Genomic DNA, 19,151 nt, shown 5'->3' with positions numbered 1-19,151 from the left:
AGTGGATCTTGTCAGGGAACCGGAGGGCTCCTAGCGTGGCGCGCATGGCCTCCGCTCCCCTCCGCGCGCTCCGCCAACCGGCGGCCGTGCCGCTCGGTGTCGCCGCCCTCGCGGCCACCCACCTCGTCCTCGGCGCCTGGATCGGCGTCTGGCCGCGGTCGTTCTTCGACGACGGCCTCGGTGGCTTCGGCCCCTACAACGGGCACTACCTCGGCGACGCCGCCGCCTTCCACGCGGGGATCGGGGTGGCGCTGCTCGCCGCCCTGCGCTGGCCGGCGCTGCGGGCCGGGACGCTCGCGGCGGCCGCCGCGACCCTCGGCCTGCACGCGGTGAACCACTGGCTCGACGTGGGGGAGGCGCACCGCGACGCGGTCGGGATCCTCGACGGGGTGAGCCTCTCCGTCCTGGCGGCGCTCGCGCTCGCGCTCACCGCGACGGCCGTCGGGGAGCGGGCATGAGGGTCCTGCTCGCCGGCGCCACGGGCGTCATCGGTCGCCCGCTCGTCCCGCTGCTGCGCGCCGCGGGGCACGACGTCGTCGGCCTCACGCGGCGACCCGACCGGCTGCCGGCCCTCGCGGCCGTCGGGGCGCAGGGGCGGGTCGTCGACGCGCTCGACCCCGCAGCGGTCGACGCGGTCGTCGCCGACGTCCGGCCCGACGCGGTGATCGACCAGCTGACGGCGCTGCCGGAGCGCTACGACCCCCGCCGGCTCGACGACTTCTACGGCGCGACGAATCGCCTGCGTCGCGACGGCACGGCGGCGCTGCTCGCGGCCGCCGAGGCGCACGGCGCGCGCCGCTACCTCCTGCAGTCGATCTCGTTCCTCACCGCCCCGGAGGGGCCGGACGTCCTGGACGAGGATGCGCGGCCGTGGACGGACGCGCCGGCGGCACCGGCGGCCGAGATGGTCCGGATCCTCGTCGGCAACGAGGCCCGGGTCACCGGCAGCGCGCGCCTCGCCGGGCTGGCGCTGCGGTACGGCTTCCTCTACGGGCCCGGCACGTACCTCGCCTCCGACGGGTCGATGGCCGACGAGGTGCGGTCCCGTCGGATGCCGCTCGTGGGAGGTGGGGGCGGACGGTGGTCGCTCGTCCACGCCTTCGACGCGGCGCGGGCGACGGTCGCCGCGCTCGAGCGCGGCGCGCCCGGCGTCTACAACGTCGTCGACGACGACCCGGCGCCGATGCGCGAGTGGCTGCCGGCGTTCGCCGCCGCGCTGGGCGCGAAGCCGCCGCGTCGGGTGCCGGCGTGGCTGGCGCGCCTGCTCGTCGGCGAGCTCCCGGTCCGCCAGGCGACGGCGGCGCGCGGCGCGTCGAACGCGCGGGCGCGCGCCGAGCTCGACTGGGCCCCCGCGATCCCGAGCTGGCGGACCGGACTCGTCGAGCACCGGGACGGCGATCCCGTCGGCCCGGCCCCTCGCCCAGCCGGAGCGGCGTCGCCGGAGGCGGGGTGAGGGTCGGCGGGCGCGCGCAGCCGGAGCGCGCCGGCCCCGTCCCGTCGGGCCGCGCGGCACCGTGCGCCATGCTCGCTCCATGGCCACCGCACGCTGGAACGGCACGACGATCGCCCAGAGCGACGACACGGTCGTCGTCGAGGGCAACCACTACTTCCCGCGCGACGCCGTCCGACCGGACGTCGTCCTGCGCGACTCGACGACCTCCTCGTTCTGCCCGTGGAAGGGCACCGCGTCCTACCACTCGATCGAGGTCGACGGGCAGGTGAACGAGGACGCCGCCTGGTTCTACCCGGAGCCGAAGGACGCGGCGGCCGAGATCCGCGACCGGCTCGCGTTCTGGCACGGCGTCGAGGTCACCGACGACTGACCCGGCGCGCCGATTCGGCGCGCGGGCACGCAATCGATAGAAAGTCGATCTGCTTTGATGTGTTTCCGGTGGCCCGGTCCGCGGGACGGGCCGAGCCGCCGGAGGCCCCGGTGATCGACGTTCGCCAGCTCACGAAGACCTTCCGTCGCGACGGCGTCGGGACGACGGTGCTCGACGCGGTCTCGCTGCGGCTGGACGCCGGGCGGATCGGCGGCGTCATCGGACCGAGCGGCGCCGGCAAGAGCACCCTGGCGCGCTGCATCAACCTGCTCGAGCGCCCGACGGGCGGACAGGTCCTCGTCGACGGGACGGACCTCGTCGCCCTCGACGACCGCGCCCTGCAGGCCGCGAGGCGGCGGATCGGCACGATCTTCCAGTCGGCGAGCCTCCTCTCGTCCCGGACGGTCACCGAGAACGTCGCGCTGCCGCTCGAGCTCGCCGGCGTGCCGCGCGCCGACCGCCGGCGTCGGGTGGCCGAGCTCCTCGACCGCGTCGGCCTGCTCGCCCACGCCCACGCCCATCCGGCCCAGCTCTCCGGCGGGCAGCGTCAGCGGGTCGGCATCGCCCGCGCGCTCGCCCTGCGGCCGGCGGTCCTGCTGTCGGACGAGGCGACCTCCGGGCTGGACCCCGAGACGACGGCCTCGATCCTCGCCCTCCTGCGCGAGCTCCGCGACGACCTCGGCCTGACGATCCTCCTCATCACGCACGAGATGGACGTCGTGCGCGACGTCTGCGACGAGGTCGCGCTGCTGCGCGACGGGCGGATCGTCGAGCAGGGCCCGATCACCTCGCTCGTCACGGACCCGGACTCGGCCCTCGGCCGCGGTCTCGTCCCGCAGCGCCCGACGCTCGCGGTGCCGGTCGGCCACGTCGCGTGGCGCGTGACCTACGGCGCGGCGGCCACCGACCCGGCGTGGCTCGGGACGCTGGCGGCGCGCCTCGGCGCGCCGGTCCCGCTCCTGGGCGGCACGGTCGAGGCGCTCGACGGCCGGGCCGTCGGGCACGTCACGGTGGCGGTGCCCGATCCGGCGGTCGACCTCGCGGCGGTCCTGGCGCCGTCCGGCCTGCGGGCGGCCCGCGTCGACGATGCGGGCCCCGCAGTGCCCGACGCGGTGGCCGACCTCGTCGTCGGTCCGGAGGCGGCGCGATGAGCGTCGCGCTCGCCGCCTCCACGCCGTGGGACGAGCTGTGGCCGCTCGTGCGCCCGGCGCTCGGGGAAACCCTGACGATGGTGGTCGTCTCGACGGCGATCACCGGCCTCCTCGGGCTGCTGCTCGGCGTCGCGCTCCACGTGACCGGGCGGGACGGGCTCCGGCCCCTGCCGGCGGTCGGTGCGGTGCTCTCCCTCGTCGTCGGCGTCGGGCGCTCCGTGCCGTTCATCGTCCTGCTCGCCGCGATCATCCCGTTCACGCGGCTCGTCGTCGGCACGTCGCTCGGCACGCGCGCGGTGATCGTGCCGCTCGTGGTCGGGATGACCCCGTTCTACGCGCGGGTCGTCGAGCAGTCGCTGCGCGAGGTCCCGCGCGAGCTGCTCGAGATGGCGCGGGCGATCGGCGCCACCCGCGCCCAGGTCGTCCGCAAGGTCCTGCTGCCCGAGGCGGCGCCGGGCCTCGTCGGGGGACTGACGATCACGCTCGTGGCGATCGTCGGGTTCTCCGCGATGGCCGGCACGGTCGGCGGCGGCGGCCTCGGGGCGCTCGCCATCACCTACGGCTACAACCGCTACGACGGCACGGTCATGCTCGCGACCGTCGTCCTCCTCGTGGTGATCGTGCAGCTCTTCCAGCTCGTCGGCGACGCCGTCGCGCGCGGCCTCACCCATCGCTGAACCCGCTTCCCCCGCAACCGTCGATCCCACCACGGAGGCCCCATGTCCGACCCACAGACCCCCGCGACCGGCGAGCCGGTCCTCCCACCGTCGCCCTCGTCGGGGCGACGCACGGCGATCCTCGGCGCCCTGGCCGCGGTCGTCGTGGTCGTCGTCGCGATCCTGCTGCTCACCGGCGGCGACGACGACAGCACGCCCGCCACCGCCACGACGGCCCGCTCCTCGAAGCCGCTCGTCGTCGGCGCCAGCCCGGTCCCGCACGCGGAGATCCTCGAGCACGTGGCCGAGGACCTGGCCCCGAAGGCGGGCCTGAAGCTCGAGGTCAAGACGTACGACGACTACGTGCAGCCGAACGTCGCCCTCGAGGAGGGGACGCTCGACGCGAACTACTTCCAGCACGTGCCCTACCTCGACGCGCAGAAGAAGGAGAACCCGGAGTACGACGACCTCGTCTCGCTCGCGCCGGTCCACCTCGAGCCGCTCGGCCTCTACTCGAAGAAGGTCGACGACGTCGCCGACGTGCCCTCGGGGGCGACCGTCACGCTGTCCGACGATCCCGCCAACCAGGCCCGCGGCCTGCGGCTGCTCCAGCAGGCGGGCCTGCTGACGCTGAAGCCCGACGCGGGCGACGAGGCGACGCCGCGCGACGTGGCGGAGAACCCGAAGGACCTGACGTTCAAGGCGATCGCCCCGGCGAACCTGCCGCGCACCCTCGACGACAGCGACCTCGCGGTGATCAACGGCAACTACGCGATCGAGGCCGGGCTGAAGCCCGCCTCGGACGCCCTGCTGCTCGAGGAGGCGAAGGGCAACCCGTACAGCAACCTTCTCGTCGTGCGGGCCGACCGCCGGGACGATCCGCGGATCGCGAAGCTCGAGGAGCTCCTGCACTCGCCGGAGGTCAAGGCGTTCATCGAGCGCAAGTACCAGGGCTCGGTCATCCCGAGCTCCTAGCGCTCCGGACCCCGCGCGGCGGCACGCGGCCGCCGCGCGGAGGGGTCGGGAGCACTCGACCGGGGCGATCTAGCCGGACTTCTTGCCGGCGATCGCGTGCTGCAGCTCGTCCTTCGTCATCGAGGACCGGCCCTCCACGCCGAGGTGCTTGGCCTCGTTGTAGAGCTGGTCCTTCGTCCGGCCCTTGGGCCGGTTCGTCCCCGACCGCTGGCCGCCGCGCTCGCCCGAGCTCTTGTCCTGCGTCGACGTCCGCGACGCGGTCTCGCTCTCGCCGTGGCGGGCGCGCTCCTTGTTCACGACGCGCGCGGCGATCTCCTCGGCGCGCGACTCGCTCTTGCCCTCGTCGAGCTGGGACTCCTTGACGTGCTCGTACTGGCGGGCACGCTTCGTGCCCGGCTTCACACCGCGCGGCGGCATGGTGATCCTCCGTGGTCGGGGTCACCCGCTGGCTACCCCGGCCCACCGCGGGGAAAACGACCGCACCCCGCGCCGGATCCGGATCCGGATCCGCGGTCAGCCCTCGGCGTCCAGCCGCTCCTGCACGAAGGCGAGCGCCCCGCGCCCGACGGCGCGCCGCCACCCGTCCAGCAGCGCGGCGGTGTCGTCGCCCTCGCCGGGCGGCGCGCCGAGGTCGTCGAGCAGGTCGGTGAGCAGCGCGCGCTGCGCCTCCAGCAGCGGCCGGCGGTCCGCGCCCGCGCGCTCGAGCAGGCGCAGCTTCAGCAGCAGGCCGGGACGCAGCTCCCGCAGGCGCCGCTCGGGCGTCGCGAGCCACGCGTCCAGGCGCTCCCGGCCGGCGGCGGTGGCCGCGTAGCGCTTGCGCGGTGGTCCGCCGCCGGTGAGGACCGCGTCGACGGCGACGAGGTCGAGCCGGTCGAGGGTCGCGATCGCCCGGTAGCAGAGGGGCTCGCCGACCCGCCAGATCCGGCCGAGGTCGCCGTCGGGCGCCAGGAGCTCCGCGACCGCGTAGCCGTGGCGCGGCTCCTCGGCGACGAGGGCGAGCACGAGCCACTCGTGCACGAGCAGGTCGGTCTTGCGCCTCATCGGTCCCTCCGCCGCAGCGCGAGGAGCTTCGCGGTCGCCAGGACCGTGCCGCTCAGCAGGACGAGCAGGACGCCGATCGCCAGCGCGACGTCGAACCGCTCGCCGAGCTGGTCGTAGACGCCGAGGGTCAGCGTCTGCGTCTCGCCCCGGACGCTGCCGGCGAACATGATCGTCGCGCCGAACTCCCCGACGCCGCGGGCGAACGCGAGCACCCAGCCGGCGGCGAGGCCCCCGGCGGCCAGCGGCAGGGTCACGTGCCGGAAGGTCGCCCACCGGCCGGCGCCGAGGTCCCGCGCGGCGTCGCCCTGCTCCGCGGCGACGCCCTCGAACGCGGGGATCGCCTGGCGGACGTAGAACGGGGCGGCGACGAAGACGACCGCGAGCACGACCGCCCACTCCGTGAACGGCAGCACGACGCCGCGGTCGGCGAGGCCGGGGCCGAGCAGGCCGCCGGCGCCGAAGGCCGCGAGCAGCCCGATGCCGGCGACCGCAGGGGGCAGCACGACGGGCAGCTCGACGAGCGTCACGAGCGCCTGGCGGCCCGGGAACCGCCGGCGCGCGAGCAGGTACGCCGTCGGGGTCCCGAGCAGGAGGATCACCGCGTTGGCGACGAGGTTCGTGCGCGCGGTGACCTCGAGCATGTCGCGCACCACCGGCTCGCCGAGCAGCGACGGCACGTCGGCGAGCGGGGCCTCGGCGACGAGCGCGACGACGGGCAGCGCGAGGAACGCCAGGAGCAGGCCCGCCGCGGCGGCGGCGAGCGCGTCCGCCGGGCGGAGCGCCCTCACGGGGCCGGGCCGAAGCCGGATCGCCGGAGCAGCTCCTGCGCGCGCGGTCCGGTGAGGCGACGCAGCAGCTCGCGCGCGCTCGCCGTCGCGGCCCCCGGACGCCGGACGACGCACGCCTCGTAGCGGATCGGCGGCTGGGCACGCGCCGGCAGCGCGATCGCGCGCACCCGCGGGCCGGCGATCGGGGCGTCGGTCCGGTAGGCGAAGCCCGCGTCGGCGCTGCCCAGCGCGACGCGCGCGACGACGCCCGCCACGCTCGTCTCGCGGCTCTCGGTCGCGGCGCGCAGGGCCTGCCGCAGCCCGAGGCGCCGCACGAGCTCGCGCGCGTGGTCCCCGACGGGGACGCCGGGCGCCCCGATCGCGATCCGCAGGTCGGGGAGCCGCCGGAGGTCCGCGAGCGCGCGGACCCGGGCGCCGGTCGACGGGACCAGCAGGACGAGCGCGTTGGAGGCGAAGGCGACCGGTCGCTCGCAGCGACCGCCGCGGGACAGCGCGGTGGTCGCCCTCGGGCTCGCGGCGACGAAGAGGTCGGCGGGGGCCCCGCGCTCGATCTGCCGTTGCAGCGCGTCCGAGCCGGCGAAGCTGAACCGCGCGTCGAGCACGCGGGGAAGGGCCTCGCGCAGCGACGCGGCGGCGTAGACGGTCGGTCGGACCGCCTGCTCGTCGTCGTCGCGCAGGACGAGGAGGCCCACGGCCAACAGCACCACGACGGCGCCCGCGACGATCGCCCCGGCACGGCGACGGAGCGGTTCGAGGGACGGCGGGCCGGGCACGGAGCCGACACTACACACACAATGAGGAGCCGACGCTCGCGGACCGGCGCGGCGATCCCGACGATCCTCTGGTTGATACTGCAGGCGATCCGGCGGTACTCTTTGAGGTATGCCCGCCGAGCGCCTGCTGTCCACCGACGAGGCCGAGGAGCTCGTCGCCGCCGCCCGCGACGTCGCCCGGTCGAGCCTCGCGCCACGTGCCGCTGAGGACGAGGCCGCCCACCGCTTCCCGCGCGATGCGTTCGCCCAGCTCGGCGAGCTCGGCTTCCTCGGCCTGCCGTACCCGGAGGCCGAGGGCGGGCTCGGGCTCTCCTACGAGCTCTACCTCCAGGTGCTCGAGGAGCTCGCCGCCGGCTCCGCGAGCGTCGGCGTCGGCGTCTCCGTCCACGCGATGTCCTGCTATCCGCTGTCCCGGTACGGCAGCGACGAGCAGCGCGCGCGCTGGCTGCCGGAGATGCTCGGCGGCACCCTCGTGGGGGCGTACTGCCTCTCGGAGTCCCACGCCGGCTCGGACCCGGCCGCGATGCGCTGCCGCGCCGAGCGGGTCGAGGGCGGCTACCGGATCACCGGCACGAAGGCCTGGATCACCCACGGCGGCCAGGCCGACTACTACGTCGTGTTCGCCCGGACCTCCGACGATCGCTCGCGCGGCATCTCGTGCTTCCTCGTCCCCGGCGACGCCGAGGGGCTGTCGTTCGGCGAGCCCGAGTCGAAGATGGGCCTCATGGGCTCGCCGACCACCGACGTCCACCTCGACGGCGTCGTCGTCGGCGAGGACCGCCTGATCGGCGAGGAGGGGGAGGGCCTGCCGATCGCGCTCTCGGCGCTGGACTCGGGGCGGCTCGGGATCGCCGCGTGCGCGCTGGGCGTCGCGCAGGCCGCGCTCGACGTCGCCGTCGACTACGCCCGCGAGCGCGAGGCGTTCGGCGGGCCGATCATCGGCCACCAGGGGCTCGCGTTCCTCCTCGCCGACATGGCCGCCGCGGTCGAGCCGGCCCGCGCGGCGATGCTCGAGGCCGCGCGCCGCCGCGACGCCGGGCGGCCGTTCTCGCGGCAGGCCTCGGTCGCGAAGCTCGTGGCGACCGACGCGGCGATGCGGGTCACGACCGACGCCGTCCAGGTGCTCGGCGGGGCCGGCTACACCACGGACTTCCCGGTCGAGCGGTTCATGCGCGAGGTGAAGGTCATGCAGATCTTCGAGGGCACGAACCAGATCCAGCGGATGGTCATCGCGCGGCACCTCGAACGGGCCGCCGCGGCGGCCCCGGCGCTCGCGCGCTGACGCGGGCCGGGACCGGAGCACGGCGCCGGCCGGCGCCGGACGCCGCCGCATCCGTGGGGGCGTCGCAGCACGCGCGTTCCAGGACGCGTCCACCACACACCAAGGGAGAGGCATGCAGATCGAGGGAGCAGGCGCGGTCGTCTACGGCGGCGCGTCCGGACTCGGCGAGGCCACGGCTCGCCGCCTGGCCGCGGAGGGCGCGCACGTCGTCGTCGCCGACCTGGCCGAGGAGCGCGCCGAGGCGCTGGCGAGCGAGATCGGCGGCGTCGGGGTCGCGGCGAACGTCCTGGACGAGGCGTCGATCCAGCGGGCGATCGACGCGGCCGCCGAGGCGCCCCGCGGCGTCCGGCTGTCCGTCGTCTGCGCCGGACTGGGCACCCCGACGAAGCTCCTCACGCGCAAGGGCCCGACGCCCTTCGACGCGTTCGAGCAGGTGATCGGGGTCAACCTCCTCGGCACGATCAACGCGATGCGCCTCACCGCCCAGGCGATCGCCGCCCAGGAGCCGGAGGACGGCGAGCGCGGCGTGCTGATCCAGACCGCGTCGATCGCCGCCTACGACGGGCAGATCGGGCAGGTCGCCTACTCCGCCTCCAAGGGCGGGGTCGTCGGGCTGACGCTGCCGGTGGCGCGCGAGCTCGCCGCCCAGCTCATCCGCGTGGTGACGATCGCCCCGGGGCTGTTCGAGACCCCGATGCTCGCGGGCCTGCCGCAGGAGGCGCAGGACTCGCTCGGCGCGAGCGTGCCGCACCCGGCGCGCCTCGGCAAGCCCGCGGAGTACGCCGACCTCGTCGAGCACATCGTCACGAACCCGATGCTCAACGGCGAGGTCATCCGGCTGGACGGCAGCCTGCGGATGGCGCCGCGCTAGCGGGATCCTCGCCGTCCCGGCCGTGCGACGCCGGCGCGTCGCACGCCGGACGGCGATCCGGCATACGGACCTCGGTCCGGTTCTGGTAGTTTCCGGTGCAAGCACCCCTCTTCACAGGAGCTCACCATGGACATCGTCTTCCTCATCGGCCGCGTGCTCTTCGCGGCGATCTTCCTGCTCTCCGCGGTCGGGCACTTCGCCCAGGCCGACGGCATGGCGCAATACGCGCAGGCCAAGGGCGTACCGAACGCGAAGGCCGGCGTCGTCGCCTCCGGCGTCCTCGCCCTGCTCGGCGCCGTCTCGATCGTCTTCGGGATCTGGCTCGACCTCGGCGCGCTGCTGATCGTGGCCTTCCTCATCCCGGTCACGTTCTTCATGCACCCCTTCTGGAAGGAGAGCGACGCGCAGGCCCGCCAGATGGAGCAGATCAACTTCAACAAGAACATCGCCCTGCTCGGCGGCGCGCTGATCCTCTTCTACCTCGCCAACCAGGCCCAGGACGTCCCGGCCGCCCTGACGGACGCGCTCCTGTCCCGCTGGTAGCCCGAGCGACGAGCGGCGCGGCGGGACGGCCCCGCTCGCGCCGCCCGGCGCTCAGCCCGCGGCCGGCGCGGGATCGGGCGGCGCCGCCGCGGGCGTGGTCGCGTCCGGGACGAGGTCGAGGTGGCGCGCGGCGATCGAGGTCGCCGCCGCGAGGAAGCGGTGCACCAGCGGATTGCGCTCGCCCCGGCGCCGGCCCAGCGCGAGCACCGACGGCGGCAGCTCGTCGCTCGTCAGGACGGCGAGGCCGGGTCGGGCGTGGAACCGGGTCCAGCCGATCGGCGCGACGGCCCACGCCCGGCCCGCCGCGACGAGCTCGAAGGCCTCCTCGAGGGTCGTCACCGGCAGCGCTCCGGCGGGGTCGGCCTCCGCGGACCAGAAGCCGTTCCAGCGCTCGTCCGGTCCCGCCGGACGGGCGGCGGCGAACGGTCGCAGCTCGTCGAGCGCGATCCGGCCGCGGCCGGCCAGCGGGTGGCCCGCGCCGACGAGGATGACGCGCGGCTCGACGAGCAGCTCGGTCAGCACGAGGCGCTCGGCCCCCAGCGGCGGGCGCAGGAACGCCACGTCCGTGCTCCCGGACGCCAGGCCCGCCGAGGGGTCGTCGTAGAGATGGGGCTCGAGCTCGACGGACGCCTCGGGCTCGAGCTCGGCGAACGCCCGGAGGATCGGCTCGGTGAGCTCGAGGGCGGCGCCCGCCATCGCGCCGACGCGCAGCACCTGCCGGCGGGCGCGGTCGAGGCGCTGGGCCTCGGCGACCGTGCCCTCCCAGTGCGCCACGAGCTCGCGGGCGCGCTCGGCGAACGCGGCGCCGGCGGGCGTCGGCTCCGGTCCGCGATGCGAGCGCTGCAGCAGCAGGACGCCGAGCTCGGCCTCCAGGCGCGTGACCGCCGCGCTCACCGCCTGCTGGCTCAGGTGCAGCTGCCGGGCCGCGGCGGTGAATCCGGCGTGGTCCACGACGGCGAGGAAGGCGCGCAGGCGGGCGAGCGAGACGTCCGGGACGGGCACGCGCCGGACGGTACCCGCGGCGCGCACAACCATGGGGTTGTGGCGCCACTCCGGATCGCTGTTTCCCGCCGCGCAGGGCCGGGCATATGGTCGTGCCATGCGCCGGCCCACCGTCCCGAGCCCACCGGAGGGTCGCCCGTCGCGGACCGCCGGACGCCACCTCCTGCGGGCCGCGGCGATCGCCGCGGTCGGCTGGGCGGCCGGTCCGCTGGCGGCCGCCTCCGCCGCGGCTCCGGCGGTCGCGCTGCGCGGGGGCGAGCCGGCGGCCGCGACGACGGTCTGCGGCGAGCGGGTGACGCCGCGACGGGTCGCGGTCGGTGACGCGCTGCGGGTCGCCGTCGCGCCCGCGTCCTCGGCGCGCACGCGCCGGGAGCGACGGCGGGCCGGCGTCCTCGTCGAGCGGTGCGTCGAGGGCACGTGGCGGCGCGAGCGGACGGTCCGCCTCGGCGCGCGCCGGGGCCCGCTGGAGACCCGGCTCTCGACCGCGGTCGACGCCGACGTGCGCGTGCGCACCCGACTGGCGAACGGCACGCTCGGGGCGCCGAGCCACGTGCGGGTGGGCGTCGGCGAGATCGTCGACGTGCCCGTGACGCTCGAGGTCGTCAACCGCAACCGGACCGCGATCCCGTGCCTCGGCGCCCCGGACGGCCGGCGCTACCGCGTCCACGGCAGCGTCGTGGCGCCGCGGGCGGTGCTCGACGCGCCGAAGCCGGCGATCACCGTCTACGTCCACGGGCTCGGCTACGCCGGCTGGTTCTTCCGCTTCGGCGACGTGCCGGGCTACGACTACGGCCGGCAGCAGGCCCGGGCCGGCCACGCGTCGCTCGTCCTGGACCGGCTCGGCAACCCCGCGCACGACGAGCTGCCCGACGGCAGCGCGACGTGCATCCCGGCGCAGGCCGACATGGTCGACCAGGTGATCGGCGCGCTGCGGCGCGGCACCGTCACGGGCGTGCCCGGGGCGCCGCGGTTCTCCCGCGTGCTGCTGGCCGGGCACTCGCTCGGCGGCTTCATCACCCAGGTCGCCCAGTACTCCTTCGGCAGCGCCGACGCGATCGCCGTGATCGGCTACACCGACGTGCCCTCGGTCCTCGCGCTGGCCCAGTTCGCCGACGCCGGCGCGCAGTGCCTCACCGGCCCGCAGCGCTCGCGCGGCTCCAGCGGGGCCCCGAACTACGCCTCCTTCGGCCGGACGGACGCGGACTTCGCCGCCGCGCACTTCCACGACCTCGACCCGACCGTCCGCCGGATCGCCCTGCAGCGCCACAACCGCGATCCCTGCGGCGACCTGCTCTCCGCCCTCCAGGCGCTCGCGGTCGACCAGCTCGGCACGCGGCTGGGGATCACCTCGCCGGTGCTCGTGATCTCCGGCGCGAACGACGCGCTCTTCACGCCGCCGACGAACCGCCTGCAGGCCGCGACCGCCTACCCGCGCTCGCCCGACGTGCAGCTCGTCGAGCTGCCGCGCACCGGGCACGCGGTGACCCTGGGGCGCTCGCACGAGGCGTTCCGCGCCGCGATGGACCGCTGGCTCGCGCAGCACGGCGGCTGAGCGGGTCCAGCCGCCGGCGGCCCTCGCGGATCCGGTCGCCCGGCGGGCGGTCCGGCGCTGCGGGATCAGCGTGGATCCGAGCTCAGGCGTCCGCGCCGAAGGAGCGGGTCCGCAGGACGGGCTCGCCCGCCTGGTCGGAGCCGTCGAGGTCGACCTCGACGACGAGCGCGACGTCGTGGTCGCCGTCCGGGTCGTCGACGATCTGCCGGACGATCCAGCGGCGCGCGCCCTCCTCCGGCGTGCCGCTGAGCAGGTGGCCGGCCGGGTCGCGGTCGATCACGACGAGCTCGGCGCGGCGCGCGGCCGGACCGACGGGCAGCTCGTCGTGCGTCTCCCAGTAGGCGTCGAGCGCCGCGCGCCAGTGGTGCTCGCGCATCGTGACCTTGCCCGGCGGGTCGGTGAGCGCCGCCGCGGCGGCATCGAGCTTCGCCAGCGCGTCGGCGCGGTCGCGGGCGGCCAGGCGCAGCCGCTGGAAGAGCGCCTGGCGCACCATCGCCGTGAACGTCCGCTCGTTGCCGGTGAGCGGCCGGCTCGGCGCCGGCGGGGCGCCGGCCGCCTGGGCCTCCGCCGCCCGCGCGACGGCCTCCGGGTCGGTCAGGGCCTCCCACTCGTCCAGCAGGCTCGAGTCGGTCTGGCGGATCGTCTCCCCGAGCCACGCGAGGAGCTCCTCGAGCTCCGGCGTGCGGCGGGACTCGGGCACGGTCTGGCGCAGCGCCCGGTAGGCGCCGGAGAGGTAGCGCAGGACGATGCCCTCCGAGCGCGAGAGGCCGTAGTGGCCGATCAGGTCGGTGAACGACCGGCCCCACTCCCACATCTCGCGCACCACGGACTTCGGCGAGAGGTCCCGCTCGCGGACCCACGGGCGCGTCTCGCGGAACGCGCGGAACAGCTCGCGCAGCTCCTCCTCCAGCGGCTTGGGGTAGGAGACCTCCTCGAGCCGCTCCATCCGCTCGTCGTACTCGATCCCGTCGGCCTTCATCGCGGCGATCGCCTCGCCGCGCGCCTCGTTCGCCTGCGCGATGAGCACCGGGTAGGGGTCGTCGAGGATCGCCTCGACGACGGAGACGACGTCCAGCGCGTAGCCCTCGGCCTCGGGGTCGAGCTGCTCGAGCGCCACGAGGGCGAAGGACGCCAGCGGCTGGTTCAGCGCGAAGTCGTCCTGCAGGTCGACGGCCAGGCGCAGGCGGCGGCCGTCGGGGTCGGGCTCGGGCAGCCACTCCAGGACGCCGGCGCCGACGAGCTCGTCGCCGAGCGCCTGGGCCTGCTCGTAGAGTCGCTGACGGCCCCGCTCGTCCTCGTGGTTGTCCGTCGTCAGCGCGGTCATGACCTCGACCGGGTCACCGGGCTGGTGGACGACGTTCAGGAGCGTCGCGTGATCGACGCGCATCTTCGACGCGAGCGCCTCGGGCGTCGCGTCGCGCAGGCGCTCGAAGGTCTCCTCCGTCCACGAGACGTGCCCCTCCTGGGGCTTCTTCGTCTGGACCTTGCGCCGCTTCTTCGGATCGTCGCCGGCCTTCGCCAGCGCGCGCTGGCGCTCGATGACGTGCTCGGGGGCCTGCACGACGACGTGGCCGGCGGTGTCGAAGCCGGCGCGGCCGGCACGCCCGGCGATCTGGTGGAACTCGCGCGCCTTCAGCAGCCGGTGGCGGGTGCCGTCGTACTTCGCCAGCGCGGTGAGCACGACCGTCCGGATCGGCACGTTGATCCCGACCCCGAGGGTGTCGGTCCCGCAGATGACCTTCAGCAGGCCCTTCTGGGCGAGCTGCTCGACGAGCCGCCGGTAGCGGGGCAGCATCCCGGCGTGGTGGACGCCGATCCCGGCGCGGACGAGCTTCGACAGCGTGCGGCCGAAGCCGGCGGTGAACCGGAACGCGCCGAGCTCCTCGGCGATCGCGTCGCGCTCCGCGCGGCTCGTGAGCGGCGTGGAGAGCAGCGCCTGGGCGCGCTCCATCGCGGCGGCCTGGGTGAAGTGCACGACGTAGATCGGCGCCCGGTCGGCCTGGACGAGCTCCTCGAGGAGCTCGTGCAGCGGGTCCACCGACCACGTGAACGACAGCGGCACCGGCCGCTCGGCGTCGTCGACGAGGACCGTCTCGCGGCCGGTGCGCCGGGTCAGGTCCTCGCTGATCCGCGCGACGTCGCCGAGCGTCGCGGACATGAGCAGGAACTGCGCCTGCGGGAGCGTCAGCAGCGGCACCTGCCACGCCCACCCGCGCTGGCCGTCGGCGTAGTAGTGGAACTCGTCCATCACCACCTGGCCGACGTCGGCGCTCGCCCCGCCGCGCAGCGCGATGTTCGCGAGCACCTCGGCGGTGCAGCAGATGACCGGCGCGTCGGCGTTCACCGACGCGTCGCCGGTGAGCATCCCGACGTTGTCGGCCCCGAAGACCTCGCAGAGCGCGAAGAACTTCTCCGACACCAGGGCCTTGATCGGCGCCGTGTAGAACGTCGTGCGGTCGCGGCTCAGCGCCGCGAAGTGCGCGGCGATCGCCACGAGCGACTTGCCCGACCCCGTCGGCGTGGCGAGCACGACGTTCTTGTCGTCGAAGAGCTCGATCGCCGCCTCCTCCTGGTGCGCGTAGAGCTCGATCCCGCGCTCGTGCGCCCAGATCCCGAACGCCTCGTAGAGGGCGTCCGCGGTCGGATCGGCGGGGCGGGCGTCGACGAGGCGCATCGGTCCGACCCCACGCTAGCGAGCCGGACCCGCCGGACCCGACCCGCCGGACCCGGCCCGTCGTCAGGCCTCGTCGTCCTCCGGGGTCGCGCGGTGCTTCCAGTAGCCCAGTGCCTGAATGGCCCCGCGCGGGAAGCCGCGCTCGTCGCGCAGGTGCTCGCGCACGCCCCGCACCGCCCACGACTCGCCGGCCGCCCAGAGCTGCGGCGGGCCCTCGGGCAGCTCGAGCTCGCGCAGCGCGGCGACGAGCCGCTCGGGCGTCGCGCACGGCGCGTCGCCGCGGTGCAGCCAGGTGACGTCCAGGTCGGGGGAGGCGACGTCGAGCATCGCCTCGTCGTCGGCGTCGTGGACGTCGAGCACGACCCGGATCGGGTGGCCGGCGGGTCGGCGCTCGACCGCGGCGGCGATGGCGGGGATCGCGGTCTCGTCGCCGGCCATCAGCGTCCAGGCGGCGTCCGGGTCGGTGACCCAGTGGATCCGCGGGCCGCAGAGCCCGAGCCGCTCCCCGACGCGCGCGCGGGCCGCCCAGCGGCCGCCGAAGCCGCCGTCGGGGTCCTCCGGGTCGGGCTCGTGGTCGTGGATCACGAGGTCGATGGTCATCCGGCCGGCGTCGCGATCGAAGCGGCGGACGGTGTAGTTGCGCGCGTGCTGCGCCTCGCCGCCGGGCGGGAACCGCCAGCGGCCGACCTCCGGCACGAGCACCTCCTGGCCGTCGCGGGGCCAGATGAGCGTCACGAACTCGCCGGGCTCGTCGTCGGGCATCGTCGCGAGCACGTCGCCGGCGACGACGATCCGGGTGAGCCGGCGCGCGACCCGCCGCACGTCGACGACCTCGACCGGCCCGGACGCGATCGGGAAGCGCTGCTGACGGCGGGTGGCGGTGGCGTACCGGGCGGAGTCGGGCATGCGGATGGGGGAGGTCGGCGCTCAGCGGCCCGCGGAGACGCGGCGCCGCTGCTCGCGGGTGAGCAGGACGAGGAAGAGGAGGCCGCCGAGCAGCGCGGTGACGACGCCGACCGGCAGCTCGCCGGGCGCGCCGATCCGGCGGCCCAGGAGGTCGGCGAGCGCGACGAGGGCCGCGCCCGCGGCCGCCGACGCCGGCAGGGCGGCGGTCGACCCCGCGCCGGCCAGGCGCCGGCCGATCTGGGGGGCGAGGAACGCCGCGAAGCCCAGGGGCCCGCACGCGGCCACGCACGCGCCGACGAGCGCCGCGGCGACGACGAGCAGCACGGCGCGCTCCCGCGCCGGGCGCAGGCCGAGGCCGTGGGCGAGCTCGTCGCCGAGCGCCAGCGCGTCGATCCGGCGGGCGAGCAGCAGCGCGACGATCGCGAGCGGCGCGACGGCCGCGCCGGTCGCGCGGACGGTCGCCCAGTCGCCGCCGTTGAGGCTGCCGACGAGCCAGAGGACCGCCCGCGACGTCGCGGTGATGTCGCCCACCGTGAGCAGGAACGAGACCCCCGCGCCGGCCAGCGCGGCGATCCCGATCCCGACGAGGACGAGCGTCAGCGCCTCGCGCCGCGGGGCGACGGCGAGGCAGAGGGCCGTCGCCGCGAGCGCGCCGCCGGCGGCCAGCGCCATCGACGTGCCGTAGGAGGCCCCGAGCAGGAGCCCGGCGACGCCCGCGAGGCTCGCGCCGTGCGCGGTGCCGACGATGTCGGGCGAGGCGAGCGGGTTGCGCAGGACGGACTGGAAGATCGCGCCGGCGATCCCGAACCCGGCGCCGCAGACGAGCGCGAGCGCCGCCCGCGGGGCCTGGAGCTCGCGGACGATGAGGTCGGTCCCGCCGTCCGCGCCGACCGTCAGCGACCGCAGGACGTCGCCGAGCGGCAGGTCGGCGCCGCCCCACGCGATCCCGGCGATCGCCGCCGCGATGGCCAGCAGCGCGAGGCCGGCCGTCACGCCGGCGGCGCGCGCGTCGATCCGCAGCGAGAGCGCCGGACGTCGCAGGCGCAGCACCCGGCGTCGCCGCGCGTCGAGCACCGGGACGCTCATGGGCGCACCCGTCGCCGCGCGACGAGCCAGAGGAAGAGCGGCACGCCGACGATCGGCGCGACCACCCCGACGGCCACCTCGCGGGGCGGCGCCACGACGCGGCCGACGACATCCCCGCCGACGAGGGCGGCGACCCCGAGCAGCGCGGCGAGCGCGAGCTGCCAGCGGACGTCGGCGCCGACGAGCAGCCGCGCGGCGTGGGCGGCGAGCAGCCCGACGAGCGCGATCGGTCCGGCGACCGCGACCGCCCCGGCGGCGAGCAGCAGGGCGGCGGCGCCGGTCGCGATCCGCACGCGGGCGACGTCCTGGCCCAGCCCGCGGGCGGCGTCCTCCCCGAGGCTCAGGGCGTTCAGGGCCGGCGCGACCGCGGCGGCCACGGCGGCGCCGACGAGCAGGAACGGCGCGGCGCCCACGAGGGTCGACCACTCGCCGCCGGCGACCGAGCCGACGACCCAGAAGCGGAACTGGTCCAGCGTCTGGCTGTCGAGCACCTGCATCGCCTGGGTGGCGGCCGCGCAGAGCGCCGCGATCGCGGCGCCGGCCAGCGCGAGCCCGACGGTGCCCCCGCGGCCGCCGCCGGAGAGCACCCACGCCAGGACGCCGGCCGCGGCGCCACCCACGAGGGCGAACGGCGCGTACGCGGCGGTGCCCGAGACGCCGAGGAGCGTGATCGCCAGCACGACCGCCAGCGAGGCGCCGGCGGAGATCCCGAGGATGCCGGGGTCGGCGAGCGGGTTGCGCGTCAGGGCCTGCAGCAGCACGCCGGCGAGCCCGAGCGCGGCGCCGACGGCGATCGCGACGCCCGTGCGGGGGAGCCGCAGCTCGCGGACGACGCCCGCGTCGGCCGGATGGGCGGCCGGGTGCAGCAGCGCCTCCAGGGCGCGGCCGGGACCGACGTCCCCGGACCCCAGCGCGATCGAGCAGGCGACGGTGGCGAGGGCGAGGACGACCGCGAGGGCGGCCGCAGCCGCCCTCGTGGCAGGACGTCGCGTCCCGCCGGGGCGGGGCGCGACGTCGGGGGCGGCACGGCCGCCGGTGCGGCCGTGCCGGGGATCAGCGGCTCTGGGCGGCAGGGAGGGTCTTCTCCAGCTCGTTCAGGACCTGCTGGGCGCCGGTGATGCCGATGCCCAGCATCCACACGTCGTCGGGCTCGTCGTAGACGCGGCCGTCCTCGACGGCGTCGATGTCCTTCCACGCCGGCAGCTTCGTGCCGCGGGCCTGGTCGGTGTCCTTGGCCGGCCCGTAGACCGTCTGGTAGACGACGTCGGCGTCCGCCTCGTCGAGGTTCTCGAGCGAGAGCGTGGCGTTGATGTCGGTCGCCTTCTCGGCCGCGGGCGGGAGCGCGACGCCGACGTCCTTGAGGATCGAGCCGACGAACGAGTTGGGGCTGTAGAGGCGGATCTCGCCGGGCAGCCAGCGCACGACGGAGACGGTCGTCTCCGCCGGGTCGCCGAGCGCTCGCCCGACGGCCTTCGCGCGCTGTTCGTAGTCGGTGAGCAGGCGCCGCGCCTCGCCGGCCTTGCCGAGCGCCTCGGCCTGCGTGATGACGTTCGCCTTCCAGTCGGCCGGGGTCTCGGTGAAGACCGTCGGGGCGATCTTCGAGAGCTGCGCGTAGCGCTTCTCGTCGCGGACCTTGCTGGAGAGGATGAGGTCGGGCTTGAGCTTCGCGATCGCGACGAGGTTCGGCGCCTCGATCTCGCCGACGACCTCGATCCCCTTCGCCTTGTCGGCGAGGTAGCGGGGGAACCCGTCGCCGACGGCGGCCTTCACGGTGCCGACCGGCGTCACGCCGAGCGTCGTCGTCGTGTCGAGCTCCGGGGTGTCGAGGACGACGACGCGCTTCGGCGTGCCGGTGATCTCGACCGGGCCCATCGCGGTCTGGACCGTCCGCGTGCCGGGGGCGTCGCTCGCCGGGGTGGTCGTCGCCTCGTCGTCGTCGGAGCCGCACGCGGTCAGCGCGAGCGACGCGACGAGCGCGCCGGCGACGAGCAGCCGGCGGGAACGGCGTGGAACGGCAGTGTCGGTCAA

At 76.0% G+C, this 19,151-nt stretch carries 20 protein-coding genes; 10 read left to right on the top strand and 10 right to left on the bottom strand.

Translation table 11 applies throughout. The annotated features are described in order from the left end of the window. Positions 1–44 precede the first annotated feature (44 nt). From SK069_RS04035 to SK069_RS04010, 6 genes are all read left to right on the top strand, one after another. Positions 45–458, top strand: a complete 414-nt coding sequence (locus SK069_RS04035) for a hypothetical protein (protein ID WP_319952897.1) — start codon at positions 45–47, stop codon at positions 456–458. Next, on the top strand, positions 455–1,453 hold the full coding sequence (locus SK069_RS04030) for an NAD-dependent epimerase/dehydratase family protein (RefSeq protein WP_319952896.1): 999 nt from the start codon (positions 455–457) through the stop codon (positions 1,451–1,453). The genes SK069_RS04035 and SK069_RS04030 overlap by 4 nt, the downstream gene beginning before the upstream one ends. 79 nt (positions 1,454–1,532) lie before the next feature. Continuing rightward, positions 1,533–1,823, top strand: a complete 291-nt coding sequence (locus tag SK069_RS04025) for a DUF427 domain-containing protein (protein WP_319952895.1) — start codon at positions 1,533–1,535, stop codon at positions 1,821–1,823. A 110-nt stretch (positions 1,824–1,933) separates the two neighbouring features. Further along, positions 1,934–2,974 carry a methionine ABC transporter ATP-binding protein gene (locus tag SK069_RS04020; RefSeq protein ID WP_319952894.1) on the top strand — a complete coding sequence of 347 codons (1,041 nt, stop codon included), beginning with the start codon at positions 1,934–1,936 and terminating at the stop codon, positions 2,972–2,974. Beyond that, entirely contained in the window at positions 2,971–3,651 is a 681-nt protein-coding gene (locus SK069_RS04015; protein WP_319952893.1) for a methionine ABC transporter permease, read from the top strand. Before SK069_RS04020 ends, SK069_RS04015 begins: the two co-directional genes overlap by 4 nt. A gap of 42 nt (positions 3,652–3,693) precedes the next feature. Then, positions 3,694–4,605 carry a MetQ/NlpA family ABC transporter substrate-binding protein gene (locus tag SK069_RS04010; protein WP_319952892.1) on the top strand — a complete coding sequence of 304 codons (912 nt, stop codon included), beginning with the start codon at positions 3,694–3,696 and terminating at the stop codon, positions 4,603–4,605. A 69-nt stretch (positions 4,606–4,674) separates the two neighbouring features. On the opposite strand, the gene SK069_RS04005 is transcribed toward SK069_RS04010, so the two are convergent. The 4 genes from SK069_RS04005 to modA all read right to left on the bottom strand — a co-directional run bounded on the left by SK069_RS04005 (position 4,675) and on the right by modA (position 7,207). Then, positions 4,675–5,022 (bottom strand): hypothetical protein, encoded by a 348-nt coding sequence (locus SK069_RS04005; protein WP_319952891.1) that lies wholly within the window; start codon positions 5,020–5,022, stop codon positions 4,675–4,677. A 96-nt stretch (positions 5,023–5,118) separates the two neighbouring features. Further along, positions 5,119–5,646, bottom strand: coding sequence for a PadR family transcriptional regulator (locus SK069_RS04000; RefSeq protein WP_319952890.1), 528 nt, complete (start codon positions 5,644–5,646; stop codon positions 5,119–5,121). Next, the gene (modB, locus tag SK069_RS03995; RefSeq protein ID WP_319952889.1) at positions 5,643–6,434 is read right to left on the bottom strand and encodes a molybdate ABC transporter permease subunit; all 792 of its coding nucleotides are present in this window, start codon (positions 6,432–6,434) and stop codon (positions 5,643–5,645) included. The genes SK069_RS04000 and modB overlap by 4 nt, the downstream gene beginning before the upstream one ends. Beyond that, positions 6,431–7,207, bottom strand: coding sequence for a molybdate ABC transporter substrate-binding protein (modA, locus tag SK069_RS03990; RefSeq protein WP_319952888.1), 777 nt, complete (start codon positions 7,205–7,207; stop codon positions 6,431–6,433). Before modA ends, modB begins: the two co-directional genes overlap by 4 nt. Positions 7,208–7,316: 109 nt before the next feature. Between modA and SK069_RS03985 the strand changes: the two genes are divergently transcribed. The 3 genes from SK069_RS03985 (at position 7,317) to SK069_RS03975 (ending at position 9,903) form a co-directional block, all read left to right on the top strand. Further along, positions 7,317–8,489: an acyl-CoA dehydrogenase family protein gene (locus tag SK069_RS03985; protein WP_319952887.1), complete on the top strand. Its 1,173-nt coding sequence runs from the start codon at positions 7,317–7,319 to the stop codon at positions 8,487–8,489. Positions 8,490–8,601: 112 nt separating this feature from the next. Next, positions 8,602–9,360, top strand: a complete 759-nt coding sequence (locus SK069_RS03980) for an SDR family NAD(P)-dependent oxidoreductase (RefSeq protein ID WP_319952886.1) — start codon at positions 8,602–8,604, stop codon at positions 9,358–9,360. 126 nt (positions 9,361–9,486) lie between these two features. Continuing rightward, positions 9,487–9,903, top strand: a complete 417-nt coding sequence (locus tag SK069_RS03975) for a DoxX family protein (protein ID WP_319952885.1) — start codon at positions 9,487–9,489, stop codon at positions 9,901–9,903. Positions 9,904–9,954: 51 nt separating this feature from the next. Here the strand turns inward: SK069_RS03975 and SK069_RS03970 are convergent, their stop codons facing one another. Further along, positions 9,955–10,905, bottom strand: a complete 951-nt coding sequence (locus SK069_RS03970; RefSeq protein ID WP_319952884.1) for a LysR family transcriptional regulator — start codon at positions 10,903–10,905, stop codon at positions 9,955–9,957. A 97-nt stretch (positions 10,906–11,002) separates the two neighbouring features. Here SK069_RS03970 and SK069_RS03965 point away from each other — a divergent pair, with 97 nt between their 5' ends. Further along, on the top strand, positions 11,003–12,457 hold the full coding sequence (locus tag SK069_RS03965; RefSeq protein ID WP_319952883.1) for an alpha/beta hydrolase family protein: 1,455 nt from the start codon (positions 11,003–11,005) through the stop codon (positions 12,455–12,457). 82 nt (positions 12,458–12,539) lie between these two features. Here SK069_RS03965 and SK069_RS03960 read toward each other — a convergent pair whose 3' ends face one another. From SK069_RS03960 to SK069_RS03940, 5 genes are all read right to left on the bottom strand, one after another. Then, positions 12,540–15,131 carry a DEAD/DEAH box helicase gene (locus SK069_RS03960; RefSeq protein ID WP_319952882.1) on the bottom strand — a complete coding sequence of 864 codons (2,592 nt, stop codon included), beginning with the start codon at positions 15,129–15,131 and terminating at the stop codon, positions 12,540–12,542. Positions 15,132–15,194: 63 nt separating this feature from the next. Continuing rightward, positions 15,195–16,037: a siderophore-interacting protein gene (locus tag SK069_RS03955; protein WP_319952881.1), complete on the bottom strand. Its 843-nt coding sequence runs from the start codon at positions 16,035–16,037 to the stop codon at positions 15,195–15,197. Between the two features lie 21 nt (positions 16,038–16,058). Then, entirely contained in the window at positions 16,059–17,123 is a 1,065-nt protein-coding gene (locus tag SK069_RS03950; RefSeq protein ID WP_319952880.1) for a FecCD family ABC transporter permease, read from the bottom strand. Beyond that, positions 17,120–18,196 (bottom strand): FecCD family ABC transporter permease, encoded by a 1,077-nt coding sequence (locus tag SK069_RS03945; protein ID WP_319953095.1) that lies wholly within the window; start codon positions 18,194–18,196, stop codon positions 17,120–17,122. The genes SK069_RS03950 and SK069_RS03945 overlap by 4 nt, the downstream gene beginning before the upstream one ends. Next, positions 18,177–19,151, bottom strand: a complete 975-nt coding sequence (locus SK069_RS03940; protein WP_319952879.1) for an ABC transporter substrate-binding protein — start codon at positions 19,149–19,151, stop codon at positions 18,177–18,179. The genes SK069_RS03945 and SK069_RS03940 overlap by 20 nt, the downstream gene beginning before the upstream one ends.

The organism is Patulibacter brassicae, from assembly GCF_033949425.1.
Lineage (GTDB): Bacteria > Actinomycetota > Thermoleophilia > Solirubrobacterales > Solirubrobacteraceae > Patulibacter > Patulibacter brassicae.
The sequence above is the reverse complement of the archived record's forward strand: the minus strand, read 5'-3'. Positions and strand labels throughout refer to the sequence as shown.

Bases quoted from the DNA above. Each gene is read 5' to 3' on its own strand.
- SK069_RS04035 (WP_319952897.1), top strand. From the start codon at position 45: ATGGCCTCCGCTCCCCTCCGCGCGCTCCGCCAACCGGCGGCCGTGCCG.
- SK069_RS04030 (WP_319952896.1), top strand. From the start codon at position 455: ATGAGGGTCCTGCTCGCCGGCGCCACGGGCGTCATCGGTCGCCCGCTC.
- SK069_RS04025 (WP_319952895.1), top strand. From the start codon at position 1,533: ATGGCCACCGCACGCTGGAACGGCACGACGATCGCCCAGAGCGACGAC.
- SK069_RS04015 (WP_319952893.1), top strand. From the start codon at position 2,971: ATGAGCGTCGCGCTCGCCGCCTCCACGCCGTGGGACGAGCTGTGGCCG.
- SK069_RS04010 (WP_319952892.1), top strand. From the start codon at position 3,694: ATGTCCGACCCACAGACCCCCGCGACCGGCGAGCCGGTCCTCCCACCG.
- SK069_RS04005 (WP_319952891.1), bottom strand. From the start codon at position 5,022: ATGCCGCCGCGCGGTGTGAAGCCGGGCACGAAGCGTGCCCGCCAGTAC.
- SK069_RS04000 (WP_319952890.1), bottom strand. From the start codon at position 5,646: ATGAGGCGCAAGACCGACCTGCTCGTGCACGAGTGGCTCGTGCTCGCC.
- SK069_RS03985 (WP_319952887.1), top strand. From the start codon at position 7,317: ATGCCCGCCGAGCGCCTGCTGTCCACCGACGAGGCCGAGGAGCTCGTC.
- SK069_RS03980 (WP_319952886.1), top strand. From the start codon at position 8,602: ATGCAGATCGAGGGAGCAGGCGCGGTCGTCTACGGCGGCGCGTCCGGA.
- SK069_RS03975 (WP_319952885.1), top strand. From the start codon at position 9,487: ATGGACATCGTCTTCCTCATCGGCCGCGTGCTCTTCGCGGCGATCTTC.
- SK069_RS03965 (WP_319952883.1), top strand. From the start codon at position 11,003: ATGCGCCGGCCCACCGTCCCGAGCCCACCGGAGGGTCGCCCGTCGCGG.
- SK069_RS03960 (WP_319952882.1), bottom strand. From the start codon at position 15,131: ATGCGCCTCGTCGACGCCCGCCCCGCCGATCCGACCGCGGACGCCCTC.
- SK069_RS03955 (WP_319952881.1), bottom strand. From the start codon at position 16,037: ATGCCCGACTCCGCCCGGTACGCCACCGCCACCCGCCGTCAGCAGCGC.
- SK069_RS03950 (WP_319952880.1), bottom strand. From the start codon at position 17,123: ATGAGCGTCCCGGTGCTCGACGCGCGGCGACGCCGGGTGCTGCGCCTG.